General features: G+C 61.1%; 11 protein-coding genes and 2 pseudogenes. 7 read left to right on the top strand and 6 right to left on the bottom strand.

Features of this window, described 5'->3' with window-relative positions; all coding sequences use genetic code 11:
• Positions 1-87: 87 nt before the first annotated feature.
• A pseudogene (locus tag HB778_RS42515) lies at positions 88-464 on the top strand (LysR family transcriptional regulator); the annotation flags it as partial.
• Here the strand turns inward: HB778_RS42515 and HB778_RS43785 are convergent.
• From HB778_RS43785 to HB778_RS39605, 6 genes and pseudogenes are all read right to left on the bottom strand, one after another.
• The gene (locus HB778_RS43785) at positions 412-687 is read right to left on the bottom strand and encodes a transposase (protein WP_183465609.1); all 276 of its coding nucleotides are present in this window, start codon (positions 685-687) and stop codon (positions 412-414) included. The pseudogene HB778_RS42515 and the gene HB778_RS43785 sit on opposite strands and share 53 nt — an antisense overlap.
• A gap of 223 nt (positions 688-910) precedes the next feature.
• Positions 911-2,125 carry an IS701 family transposase gene (locus HB778_RS39620; RefSeq protein ID WP_183445108.1) on the bottom strand — a complete coding sequence of 405 codons (1,215 nt, stop codon included), beginning with the start codon at positions 2,123-2,125 and terminating at the stop codon, positions 911-913.
• A gap of 152 nt (positions 2,126-2,277) precedes the next feature.
• Complete coding sequence (locus HB778_RS39615) at positions 2,278-4,149, bottom strand: acyltransferase family protein (RefSeq protein WP_183465608.1); 1,872 nt, start codon at positions 4,147-4,149, stop codon at positions 2,278-2,280.
• Between the two features lie 483 nt (positions 4,150-4,632).
• Positions 4,633-4,785, bottom strand: a complete 153-nt coding sequence (locus HB778_RS43015; RefSeq protein WP_280515988.1) for a LuxR C-terminal-related transcriptional regulator — start codon at positions 4,783-4,785, stop codon at positions 4,633-4,635.
• 163 nt (positions 4,786-4,948) lie between these two features.
• Positions 4,949-5,341, bottom strand: coding sequence for an autoinducer binding domain-containing protein (locus HB778_RS43010; protein WP_192021960.1), 393 nt, complete (start codon positions 5,339-5,341; stop codon positions 4,949-4,951).
• 111 nt (positions 5,342-5,452) lie between these two features.
• Positions 5,453-5,911, bottom strand: a pseudogene (locus tag HB778_RS39605) (pantoate--beta-alanine ligase); the annotation flags it as partial.
• A 195-nt stretch (positions 5,912-6,106) separates the two neighbouring features.
• Between HB778_RS39605 and HB778_RS39600 the strand changes: the two are divergent.
• The 6 genes from HB778_RS39600 (at position 6,107) to HB778_RS39575 (ending at position 12,862) form a co-directional block, all read left to right on the top strand.
• Positions 6,107-7,066 (top strand): NUDIX hydrolase, encoded by a 960-nt coding sequence (locus HB778_RS39600; protein ID WP_183465607.1) that lies wholly within the window; start codon positions 6,107-6,109, stop codon positions 7,064-7,066.
• Between the two features lie 63 nt (positions 7,067-7,129).
• Entirely contained in the window at positions 7,130-8,104 is a 975-nt protein-coding gene (gene nadA / locus HB778_RS39595; RefSeq protein ID WP_183455238.1) for a quinolinate synthase NadA, read from the top strand.
• Positions 8,101-9,642, top strand: a complete 1,542-nt coding sequence (locus tag HB778_RS39590) for an L-aspartate oxidase (protein ID WP_183465606.1) — start codon at positions 8,101-8,103, stop codon at positions 9,640-9,642. Before nadA ends, HB778_RS39590 begins: the two co-directional genes overlap by 4 nt.
• Position 9,643: 1 nt before the next feature.
• Positions 9,644-10,525, top strand: a complete 882-nt coding sequence (gene nadC / locus HB778_RS39585) for a carboxylating nicotinate-nucleotide diphosphorylase (RefSeq protein WP_183465605.1) — start codon at positions 9,644-9,646, stop codon at positions 10,523-10,525.
• A 190-nt stretch (positions 10,526-10,715) separates the two neighbouring features.
• Complete coding sequence (bioB, locus tag HB778_RS39580; protein ID WP_432421295.1) at positions 10,716-11,726, top strand: biotin synthase BioB; 1,011 nt, start codon at positions 10,716-10,718, stop codon at positions 11,724-11,726.
• Positions 11,723-12,862 carry an 8-amino-7-oxononanoate synthase gene (locus HB778_RS39575; protein ID WP_183465603.1) on the top strand — a complete coding sequence of 380 codons (1,140 nt, stop codon included), beginning with the start codon at positions 11,723-11,725 and terminating at the stop codon, positions 12,860-12,862. The genes bioB and HB778_RS39575 overlap by 4 nt, the downstream gene beginning before the upstream one ends.
• The last annotated feature ends 2 nt before the right edge of the window (positions 12,863-12,864 follow it).

The raw sequence follows: 12,864 nt of genomic DNA, 5'->3' as shown, positions 1-12,864 counted from the left end.
TTTGAATTCTCCCTATGCGACGTTCTCCAGAATCGGTAAAATCGTTTGTTTCGATTGACGGCATCCACGCTATGGATAGCTAAAGACATGCGTTTCAAAGGGATTGACCTAAATCTCCTCGTTGTGCTCGACGCGCTGCTGGTGGAGCGCAGCCTCTCGGCGGCGGCCCGCCCCATCAACCTCAGTCAGCCGGCCATGAGTGCGGCCGTCGCCCCCGCTGCGCGATTTTTTCGGCGATGAACTGTTTACGACGAGCGGCCGCGAACGTTTTGTGACCCCGCGTGCGGCAGCACTTGCCCCCGCGGTTCGCGACGATCTCTGCACATCCAGTGCTCGATTATGGCTGTCCACCACAAGCAGCTGTCCGGCAGCTTACGTTCGAGAGATACATGTCGATGAGGCACGTCTCGGTCAGGTTCGGGCGTATTCTGAAGCCCTCCATCGAGGAATGGTTCTTGCTTGAACCCCCGTCGCGACCCATCGTCGGCATCGGCGGAAGACACTGTTCCATTTGCCATATTCATCAGGCAGATGACGCCATTGCGCCCCGGTTCGGGCCATACATATCATGCCTTCGAAATAGCGCCGATTATCCTGCGCCGGACGGCACCCTCGACCCCGCTGTGCTGGCAGCAGCGGCCCGATCAGTGCCCATTCCTCGTCCGATACCCCAATCCGCGCGCCCAACGCTGCCTCCAAAAGACAGCCTTGAATCAGCGACCGAGTCTAGCGTCAAGCTTTGTCCACGAAGCCTAACATTACAGTTGCGGTTTAGATTTCAGATGAGCTCGTCGAGCGGCCGCCTGATGGGCGCGCCTCCAGCATGACCATGCGATGACGTAGGCGGGTTTTATGCGACGCTGGGCGAGTCTGATGGCGATGCGCCGGACTTCCTGGATAGACCAGCGGATCAAATCCTGATGGTCGGCATCCGCGGTCTTTTTTGGGGCGTCACGTCATTGGCGCGGTATCGGATCACCGCCATCATGGCGAAGGCCAGCATGACGAGGGAGACGTGGCGATGCCAGCCATGCCATGACCGGGTTTCGTTGTGATCGAGTCCGAGCTCGTTCTTGGCGGTCTCGAAGCTGTCTTCGATCGCCCAGCGATGGCCTTCAACGGAAACGAGCGTCTGGATGCCCGTCCCGGCCGGGCACCATGTGGTGAAGAATGCGAGATCACCGTCGCTGATATTGCGCCGGATTAGGAGGCCACGGGTCCAAAGCCCCGATTTCGTCTCGTTATATTCGTCGGCATCGAGATCGGCGAGTTCGCAGTAGGCCCAGTCATGAAGCCGCGCGCCTTTGGTGCCCTCACCGGCGGAAAGACGCTGCCATGCAGTTGGATCAAGATCACGGGCGATCTCCTGAGCTGTGCCGGCGACCGGAGGCTTACCCGACCAGGAGCCGAAATGGTGGTCCGATTTGACCCCAAGAACGTAGCCTTTGCAGGCTCGGCGCAGGGTTCCTTCGACGTCCCCGACGCCATACACCGCATCTGCGGCCACCCATGAAAACGGCACATCGGCTGCCAGCGCACGCCGTATCATATCGACAGCCAAGCCTGGCTTGGTAGCGAAGGCTATAGCCTCAGGAACATGGGTTGCTGCAAGCCTTGCCCGATCTCCGGTCCAGCTTTTGGGCAAGTACAAGGCCCGGTCGATAAAGGCATGACCGCGAGCGGACACATAGGCGGCGAACACACCGATCTGGCAGTTCGTTATCTTGCCTGCCGAACCTGTATATTGACGCGCAACACCGCACGACGTCTTGCCCTGCTTGAGGAAGCCCGTCTCGTCGATGACCAGGACCGCATCATCCGTGGCGAGGTTTTCTACAACATACTCTCGCACGATGTCGCGAAGTGCGTCCGCGTCCCAACGCCCGCGACCCAGAACGGCTTGTTGCCGCCACGGGCCGGGGTCACCGGCCGCCTCAGCGCGCATCCAACCTGTCTTACGCCGCTCGTCACCCAGCAGGCCGTCCAGGAAGAGGTTCGCAGAGGCTGCAACTCGCTCCTGCGTAAACAGTCCGCGCATGCGAGCCTTCACGTCACGCAGCGATGATGCCCAAAGCTCAAGCGTCGTCTCGATTGATGCACCTGTCATCCATGACCTCCGAATCATGGAGACCCATAGATTCAGACCGTAGATAAATATGCAACTGTAATGCTAAGCTAATAGACGACAGTGTCTCCAAACTTGCCCCAACACATGTGTGAGTTTTGCTACGCGCGCGAGTGCGCCTCGCTTTCGTGCTTTGCCAGCCGCCCGCGGGCTTATTTCGTCACAGCAAGGGCATTGTCTGTGGCTAAAACCGGCCAGTATTTCGAAATTGCCAGAATGGCGCCGACGGAAGAAAAATGACCGTAGTCGAAATAGAGAAACTCGCCTGCGTCGGCGTAGGGGCAGCGTCCTGCGCTACAGAGGAATTTCAGCGGATCGATGAAAGTGGCGCCTTTGGTAAATGAGCGCATACGATTGTTGATGTCGGGATCCATGGCCATTGGCCAGTATGTATCATCCGAATTTCTGCGCTTTGCGAAGAATGCGATTTTCCGAACGTCGGTTATGAATTGCGGAGACTGGCCGATGACGAACATGCGCACGCCCCGGCCACGAAGCGTATCGATCGTTTGCTGGAGACCGTCGAAACTTCTCGCCTCGTAGTCGGTCCACCGCCCGCTGAGGACAACCGTCTTGATGCCTGCGTCCCGGATGATCTCCAGGGCCTTCTGATTGAACCGTATGCAATCCGGGCGTGCATACGAGAAGTAAGAGAGAATCGGTGGACAGCCTGCGTAAGTATATTCCACGACGTTGGCTTGAATTTTCTTTTTGTTGGCCTCCAGCCCTGAAACATAGTGGGCGGCGAAGGAGTCGCCCCACAACAAAACGGTCGTAGCGAAGCCGCGAGTGCGTGTGCAGTCCTCGATGTTCCAGCTTTCGATCCGGCTCGAGCCCTCGTTGAAACAGGTCCCCTCGAGCCAGTCCCCGGCAGGAATCCGCTGCTGGGCATACTCCGGGAACCGTTGCGGAAAGCCGTTGCCGATCGCCCCGGCCGCCCCGCCAACGCAAACAAGAGCGATCGCACCCGCTGAAAAGGCGAAGATCGGCAACGGGGCGGTGAAGGACCTTTTCTGCCGAAACGGCTGCTCGATATACTTCCAGGAGAATGCAGCCAATGCGAAGCTTGCAACCGTCATCGCAATGATTATCGACGGGTCGAGATTTTGTAACGAAAGATAGTGCGCGAACGCATTGATCGGCCAGTGAACAAGATACAGCGAATAGGAGATGAGGCCGATCAAGACCAGTGGCCGGACTTCGAGTATGCGGCTAGCAATCGTCGATGGGCTATTTTGGCCGACATAGATAAGGAGGGCCGTTCCGAGGCACGGATACAGCGCGTTGTAGCCCGGGAACGGATCGCTCTCCGAAATCGCGAAGAACCCGATGGCGAGAAGGCCAAATCCGGCCAGCCCTACCATTTCCATAAGAAATTGATTGTTCAACGGCGGGGGCCGTTTCAGCATGAGCACGGCGCCCAGCATGAGTTCCCAGACTCGTGTCGGCAGCAGGTAGAATCCAGCGCTTGGCGCCAGCCATGTCGCCATGACCGCGAGCACGAAGCTGCCGAGAATGATCGGTAGGAGTGCTGTCAGCCAGCGCTTCGCAAAATAGCGATAGATCAGGAACATCAGGATTGGGGCAAAGATATAGTACTGCTCCTCGACCGAAAGCGACCACGTGTGCAACAGCGGTCGGAGCTCGGCATCGATGGAGAAGTAATTTGACGTTTTCCAAAAATAGATGTTTGACCAGAAAGTCGATGCCGCTATGACGCTGAGACTGAATTCGTGCAGATCTGACGGCAGAAGAATGAACAATGCCGCGATGCAGGTGAGGAGCGTGACAAAGATCAGGGCCGGCAGAATGCGTCGGGCACGGCGCCAGTAGAAGCTGACGATCGAAAACTCGCCGCGTTCAAGGTCGTCCAGAAGGCTTCCGGTGATCAGGTAGCCAGATATGACGAAGAAGATGTCCACGCCGGTAAAACCGCCGGGAATTGCCGAGATTCCGAAATGGAACAGTACGACCGGCAACACCGCAAGGGCCCGAAGGCCATCGATATCACGCCTGTATGTCATTAAATTAGTCCTCTGTTCACAGGCCAAGGCGAGTGTCGGCAGCACACAGTTTGGGCTGGCGTCGGTACCCGCAGCCCTTGGCGGCCACTCCCCTTCCGGTCGCCCGCAAAGCTCTCCGGACGTGTACGACCATGTCATCGACGCCAGCCTCCTTCGCTGGGACAATGACATTTTCGGGGAAGGCATTCGGGTTAAAGGCGTTCTCTGCTATTGACCGCCGAACCAAGAAACATCCTGTGCCAGGTGTCCTGACGTGATTTCGAAGCATGAGGATCCATTGCGATGCTGCGTAGTCGGTTCCAAAAATCGGCACCAAAACTTAGTCGACGGCGGACTAACGTCTCCTCGCGCTATTGAGCAAATCGATTTTGTTTATGCGGCCCCATCCAATTGATGGATGCATGCCCCCCGGGTGCCTTCACTGCCGGAATTAAGGAGACTGGCGCAGACGATGCTCGGTTCAGATAGAGGCGAACGAGACGATCAGGTTGTGGCGTGACCGGAAGCGGCCATCCTTGCTACAGCCTGATTGATGGTTCGCACGCCAAGCTTTGCCTTGGCGTTTTCCAGATGGAAGGTCACGGTGCGTTTCGAGAGGCCGAGGATCTGGCTGATATCCCACGCCGCGCCGCCCATTTCAGAGCTTCGAACTCCCGCGTCTTTGCGCCATCCACCACGCAATTGCCGGCGAGCCTGCGCCGGACATGAATGTGGAAGTTGATCGCTACCAACTGCAAGGCTTTTTCGTAGCATTCCAGCGACCGCAAGACAGGCGGACGCGCCTCATCTGAAGCGAAGGTCAGCCAGCAAAGCGGCCGCGATGATCATGTATGGACATGGTCAAGCCGCACCGAATGCCAAACTGAGCTGCGTTTTCCAAAACTTCTTGCTGCGAGGCTGGCAAATACCGATGATCTCGATCCAGCCCCCAGTGGAAAGTATTCAAGCCTCGCAGCCCGCGCAGGATCACCGGATCGACGCTGTGGTAGCGCAGTCGCAGATAATTGGAGGTCCAGGAAGAAGGATAATTCGAGATCACTAACGGCGTGTCGCTGGAGGCTGGCGGGTAAGTGAAGTAAGCGAAGAGCGGAAATTCCAAGCCGGCGGCGGCCGAGGCCATTGCCTCGTGGAGATCCGCAGCATCGACGCTTGCTGAAAGTTGCTCGATGAATTTTTCAAATAGCCGATGCATCTGGTTTTGCGTAAACTCCGCGGATGTTCCTCGATGCTCAGGCGCGGGGCTCGGGCTAAACGATCGCGAATCGAAGCGACGCGCAGGATCTCGTCCCCATCATCGCTCCCATTACTTTCCTGCTTCTGCTTGAAGACAACGCCGCGAACCTGACCAATTGCCAGGCGGTGACGTTGACACATTGTCGATGAGCCGTGTGTCGCCCAGCCAAGCCGCGACAAGCAGCCGTGCCGGTCGGTCAAGGCTTGCCAAAGCTCGCAGATCTGTTTCCCCGCGAAGTTCCAGGTATTCGACCTCGCGATAGCCGGCGGCCAGAATTGTTGCACGCGCTTCATCAAGCGTTGGCTGACGGGAGAGCCGCGCTCAAGCCGCTCGGCCGTATCGAAGAGGACCGATGCCAGCTTTGGGGCGATGACGCGTTCCGCTGGCGAGAGCCGGACGTTGCGCAATATCAAGGTCCCTCACCATGCGTCTGACAGTCTGAAGCTGCTGGAAATCCTTCTCGCCAAAAAACGCGAAGTCAGCGCCGGTCTGCGGAAAGAGCTTGGCCACGACCGTCGCCACACCATCGACAGCCAGCTGCGCTCAACCCGCGCCTCCTTCCCTTGCGTTACCCGCTGCGGGTGTCGCGTTTGGCATATTTTTGTGCAAATGCGAAGAGCTAAAAAAGCGGACTTGCGGATCTGCGGTGTTGACGCGCAGACCTCCACGCTTACACTAAATCGATTAAGGCGCCCCTAGCTCTGGGCCAACCACTTCGCGGACATGGACCACAAGAAAACAGGAACCGGGAAAGACAGAGCCGCCATCAAGGCCGGCCAAGTCAAAGTAGATTTGATCGCCGTTGTCGTCGCCGTCAATGACAGTGAACCCTGTGTCCTAACAATCGGCCGGATGAACACCCTTCCCTCCGGACCGTTTGCGCTCGAGCACCGATCGCTGCAATCCGGCCTGAGGGGGTGGGTCGAGCAGCAGACCGGCCATCCGCTTGGGTATACCGAGCAACTCTACACGTTCGCGGATCGGGACCGCATCGGCGCCGAGCGCGAGCGCGCCATCTCCATCAGCTATCTCGCACTGACCCGCAAGGAACAGAGCTCGACCGAGTGCGGCTGGCGAAGTTGGTACGAATATTTTCCATGGGAGGATCACCGCTCCGGCACGCCGCCGGTGATGCTGGATTTTGTGCGACCGCGCTTGATCGAGTGGGCGGATGGCGCAAGCGACGCAGCCACGCGACGCGAACGCCGTCAGCGGTCGGCGATAGCGTTCGGCTTCGATGATCGCCATTGGAACGAGGAACTCGCGCTTCAACGCTATGAGTTGCTTTACGAAGCAGGCCTGGTTCAGGAGGCCGGAAGCGGCACGGACGCGACCCCGCTTCCCCTGGTGCCCAGCGAGTCCATGGTCGTCGATCATCGCCGCATCGTGGCGACCGGCATTGCGCGGCTGCGCTCCAAAATCAAATACCGGCCGGTCGTCTTCGAGCTTATGCAGCCGACTTTCACACTGCTGCAGCTGCAGCGAACGGTGGAAGCCTTAGCTGGCAGGCTCATCAACAAGCCGAACTTCCGCAGGCTTGTTGAGCAGCAGGAGCTGGTCGAGAAAACTGGCGAGACTTCCGTTGATACGGGGGGGCGACCAGCAAAGCTCTATCGTTTCCGCCGTGGGGTCCTCGATGAAAGGGCGGTCGCGGGCACGAAATTGCCGCTGACGCGGGCTTGACAACCTTATAGTCAAGGTAGACATATCCCCTTATTATCAGATCGAATATAATCGGAGGCGCTGATGACTGGGGCGTTACCTACTGCCGCGTCGTTGTACGAGCGCGTCCGGCGCGTGGTCCCGCCAGTCGAATGGTCGGCCTTTGCAAACGACATTGATGCCATCCTCGCGCTGAAGCGGGAGCGCAACGCCATCATCCTGGCGCACAATTATCAGACGCCTGAGATATTCCATTGCGTCGCAGACGTCGTCGGCGACAGCCTCGCACTGGCCCGTAAAGCAATGGCGGTGGATGCCGACATCATCGTGGTTGCCGGCGTGCATTTCATGGCCGAGACCGCAAAGCTGCTAAATCCGAACACGACTGTGCTCATCCCGGACATGGGCGCCGGTTGCTCACTGGCGGATTCGATCACGGCACAAGATGTGCAGCTGATGCGACAGCGCTATCCGGAGGTCCCGGTTGTCACCTATGTCAATACGTCCGCCGCTGTGAAGGCCCAATCCGACATCTGCTGCACCTCGGGCAACGCCAAGGCGGTAGTGGAATCGCTCGGCGTGCCGCGTGTGATCATGCTGCCCGATGAATTTCTTGCGAAGAACATCGCCGCCCAGACGAAGGTCGAGATCATCGCCTGGAAGGGTCATTGCGAGGTGCATGAGCGCTTCACGCCGGCCGATATCCGCGAGCTGCGCGCTGCACACGCGGGCGTGGTCGTACTCGCCCATCCCGAATGTCCGCCCGACGTTGTCAGAGAGGCGGATTTCTCGGGGTCGACGGCCGCCATGTCGGATTATGTCGAGCGGGAGAAACCGGCACGGGTCGTGTTGATGACGGAATGTTCGATGAGCGACAACGTCGCGGTCGCGCATCCCGACGTCGAGTTCGTTCGCCCCTGCAATCTTTGCCCACACATGAAGCGCATCACGCTCGCCAACATTCGCGCCGCGCTCGAGGAGAACCGGTACGAGATCCGGATCGATCCCGGGATAGCCGACCCCGCCCGCCGCGCGGTCGAGCGCATGCTTTCAATATGAACCTTGATGTCCTCGACATCGCCGGAGCGCCGGTCGTCATCGGCGCCGGCATTGCCGGCCTGATGACGGCGCTTCATCTTGCGCCGGAACCGGTCGTGCTTCTGTCCAATGCGCCGCTTGGAACCGGAGTCTGCAGCGAGCTCGCTCAGGGTGGTCTTGCGGCAAGTCTCGGCGGCGACGACGACCCCGAACTTCATCTTTGCGACACAATTGCAGCCGGCGACGGCCTCTGCGACGAGGCGACGGTGCGGCGAGTGGTCCGGGCTGCAACCAATGCGATCAAGACCCTGGACCGCTTCGGCGTCGCCTTCGACCGCTACCCTGAAGGCGCTTTGCGGCTCGGGCTTGAGGCAGCACATTCGCAACGGCGGATCGTGCATGCCGGCGGCGACGCCACGGGTCGGGAGCTGGTCCGCGCACTCATCGCCGCAGCGCGCCGGACAGCCTCGATCACTATTCTCGAAAACGTGGAGGTCCGCCGCCTGATCGTGGAAGACGGGTCGGTCATCGCCGTGGTCGCGGTCGGGTACGCGGGTGCGGTCGCTTTGCCCACGCGCCGCGCGGTGCTGGCAACCGGCGGCATCGGCGGCCTGTTTTTCGACACGACAAACCCGCCTGGCTCATGGGGACACGGGCTGGCACTCGCTGCCTGGGCCGGGGCAGAGCTCGCCGACCTGGAATTCGTGCAGTTCCATCCGACCGCCCTCGACACCCCGCGTCGGCCGATGCCGCTGGTGAGCGAAGCAGTGCGCGGCGAAGGCGCGATGCTCATTGACGAGCGAGGAGAGCGCTTCCTCGCTGAAACGCCTGGCGGCGAGCTTGCGCCTCGCGACGTGGTGGCGCGCGCCGTTTGGCATCAGCTTGCTGCCGGGGGCCGCGTGTTCCTGGACGCGCGGCGATGTCTCGGCCCTAGTTTTGAAAAGCGCTTCCCAGGCATTGCCGGTTTGTGCCGCGAGGCAGGCGTAGATCCTGCGACCGACCCGATTCCGGTGCGCCCAGCGGCACATTATCACATGGGCGGCGTTGCCGTAGACGCCGCCGGCCGCAGCTCCGTCGAGGGATTGTGGGCGTGCGGCGAGGTTGCTTGTACTGGCCTGCACGGCGCCAATCGTCTCGCAAGCAACTCGCTCACCGAAGCGGCGGTCACCGCGAGCTGGGTTGCTGAAAGCGTTGCCGGCGCATCGTATACCCGGCGACGGCGTGTATGTTCCACGTTGGTGCCTCCACGGCCAGACGCTTCAGGCATCAGGGCGGTCGTCTCCGCCGCACTCGGCATCATCCGCGATGGCCAGACGATGCGCGAAGCGGTGGCGACCCTGCTGCCGATGGCAGGTCACGACGGCCCCAAGTCCGGCCCGGCTTTGGTCTCACTGATGCTGGCCGTTGCAGCCCTACGGCGAGAAGAGAGCCGCGGCGCGCACTGTCGATCCGATTTCCCCCGGCGCGATGCAGACGCGTGTACGTCACGGCTGACGCTGAACAGCGCAATGCAGGCCGCCGCCGCACTCAGTTGCCGGGCGCCGATACGGAGCACGTGATATGGTTTCATTCTCACCCCTCCCCTCGACGCTGATCGAACCGATCGTGCGCGGTGCCCTTCTCGAAGACCTTGGCAGATGCGGCGACCTGACCAGCGATGCAGTGATCCCCCACGATTGCATTGCCACCTTGGTGCTCAAATCGCGACAGGCGGGCATCGTTGCCGGGCTCGATCTGGTCGCGTACGCCTTCCTGCTCGTGGAGCCCGCGATCGACATGCACATTTGGCGTCCTGACGGCAGTGATGTCGGGGCGGGCGAAACCATCGCGAAGCTGTGCGGACCGGCGCGCGGCCTGCTCGCAGCCGAGCGCACAGCGCTCAATTTCCTGTGTCGCCTGAGCGGCATTGCCACTGCCACAGCGGCGATGGTGGAGTCCGTGCGTGGCCACAAGGCGAGGATCGTATGCACTCGAAAGACGACTCCCGGCTTGCGCGCGTTGGAGAAATACGCCGTGCGCGTCGGCGGCGGCGCCAATCACCGCTTCGGGCTCGACGACGGCGTGCTTATCAAGGACAACCACATAGCGATCGCCGGTGACATCCGCACAGCTATAGAGCGGGCGCGCGCCGCCGCAGGCCACATGGTGAAGATCGAGGTTGAGGTCGACACGCTGGAACAGCTGGATATCGCGCTTACAGTTGGAGTCGACGCGGTGCTGCTGGACAATATGTCAGTCGAGGACCTTGCCCGCGCCGTGGCAACGGTCGGCGGCCGCACAATCACCGAGGCCTCAGGTCGGGTGACACCGAAAACGGCTCCCGCAATCGCAGCCACCGGTGTCGATCTCATTTCCATGGGCTGGCTGACCCACAGCGCGCCGATCCTCGATATCGGCCTGGACATGCCAGCCCTGGGAAACATCGGCACCCGCTTGAACTGATGGAGACGAAATGAAGAGCAGTACCCCTCGGACCTGCACGCAGCGAAAAGGTGCTCGAAGCGAGCCTGTTACCGTTCAACGACGTGAGATTCGAGGCGCATTGCGCTGACGACGGTCATAGCGCTGCGAGCCCCGCCGGTCGATTGACCCCTGCACGCGCTCGCCAACCAGCAACAAAGGCCTTTTGAAGATGACGATTGAAATGAACGCGGAAACCGATGTGAACCAGGTTGTGGACACCATCGACGTAGCGCTACCCCGATGGAGCAGCAAGGAGGCGGAGGCGATCCACGCCATGCCGTTCAATGACCTGCTCTTCCTGGCTCAGACGGTTCACCGCCAGAACTTCGATCGCAACCGGGTGCAGCTGTCGCGGCTGCTCAGTATCAAGACCGGCGGATGCCCGGAGGATTGCGGTTATTGCAGCCAGTCGGCACATCACGAGACCGGCTTGATGGCCACGAAGCTGATGGAGGTCGAACGGGTCATCACTGAGGCGACCAAGGCGCGTGACGCCGGCGCCACCCGCTATTGCATGGGCGCGGCCTGGCGCCACCCGAAGGAGCGTGACATGAACGCCCTGATCGCCATGGTCGAGGGCATAAAGGCACTCGGCATGGAGACCTGCATGACGCTCGGCATGCTCGAACTTGGCCAGGCGCAACGCTTGAAGGCGGCCGGCCTCGACTACTATAACCACAACATCGACACCTCCGAGCGCTACTACCCAGAGGTTGTCTCGACCCACACCTTTGCCGACCGGCTGCAAACGCTTGGCCACGTGCGCGAGGCTGGCATAAAGGTCTGCTGCGGTGGCATTTTCGGGATGGGCGAGGAAAAGGCCGACCGCATCGACATGCTGGTCACGCTGGCCAACTTGCCTGAGCCGCCCGAAAGCGTGCCGATCAACCTTCTGATCCCCATCAAGGGCACGCCGCTTGCCGAGGCCGGCCCCCTCGACCCGCTCGCCTTCGTGCGTACAATTGCGCTCGCTCGCGTCATGATGCCCAAGTCCTTTATAAGGCTGTCCGCCGGCAGGACGGCGATGAGCGACGAAATGCAGGCACTGTGCTTTTTCGCCGGCGCCAATTCCATATTCGTTGGGGACACGCTGCTGACGGCAGAAAATCCCGGCGAGGACAAGGACACTCTGCTGTTCCGGCGTCTCGGCATCGAGCCGATGGCACTCGAGGCGCAATGAACGGGGCACCTCTCGCCCGCTATGACGCGACCTTGCAGGGGCTGGCGCGCAAGGACCGGCTGCGGACGCTGTTGCCACGCGCCGGGCTCGACTTCTCGTCGAACGACTATCTCGGGCTGGCCGCCTCCAGGAGACTTGGCGAGGCGGTTGCGGCTGCCATTGCGCAGGGTACGCCGGTTGGCGCAACCGGGTCGCGGCTGTTGCGCGGCAACGCGCCGGAGCATGAGCAACTGGAGGCAGACGCGGCGGCGTTCTTCGGCACCGAACGCGCGCTGTTCTTTGGCAGCGGCTACATCGCCAACTTCGCCCTTCTGACCGCGCTGCCACAGAAGGGCGACCTGCTGGTCCTCGACGAACTCGCCCATGCCAGCATGCATGAGGGGGCGCGGGCAGGACGCGCCCTGTTGAAGCTGGTTGCGCACAACGACGTCGATGCTGCCGAGGACGCGATCACGCGCTGGCGCGCCGAAGGCGGCATGGGACGCGTCTGGATCGCGATCGAAAGCCTCTACAGCATGGATGGTGACCGCGCGCCGCTAAAAAGTCTTGTCGCGCTTGCCGATAGGCACGAGGCATTCCTTGTCGTCGACGAAGCGCATGCCACCGGTGTCTGGGGACCGGATGGCCGGGGGCTGGCCGCCGCATTGAAGGGCCGCGACAACATCGTCGCGCTCCATACTTGCGGCAAGGCGCTCGGCGCGTCGGGCGCACTGGTCACCGGACCGCGAACGCTGTGCGACTATCTCATCAATCGGTGCCGGCCATTCATCTACGCCACCGCGCCATCGCCGCTGATGGCGGTGGCAGTGCGCGAAGCGCTCGCCATGCTGTCCGACGAGCCCATGCGCCGCGTTCAGCTGCAGGATCGCGTTGCCTTCGCCGGCCGTCAATTGGCCGAGCGCTGCGGCGTGAAGCCGAGCGGCTCGCAGATCCAGCCCTTTGCCATCGGCGATGTCGGGCGCACCATGGTGGTGGCGGCGGAACTGCAGGCCCGCGGCTTCGACATCCGCGGCATCCGCCCGCCGACGGTGCCCGAGGGCACGTCGCGCCTACGCATTTCGCTGACGCTCAACGTCGACGAAGCCGAGATTTCCGCGATGGTCGAGGCGCTCGTTGAGGTGTTGGCCCAAACATGACC

This window comes from Mesorhizobium huakuii (assembly GCF_014189455.1).
GTDB classification, from domain to species: Bacteria; Pseudomonadota; Alphaproteobacteria; order Rhizobiales; family Rhizobiaceae; genus Mesorhizobium; species Mesorhizobium huakuii_A.
Note: the sequence above shows the minus strand (reverse complement) of the source record. Positions and strands in the feature narration are given on the sequence as shown.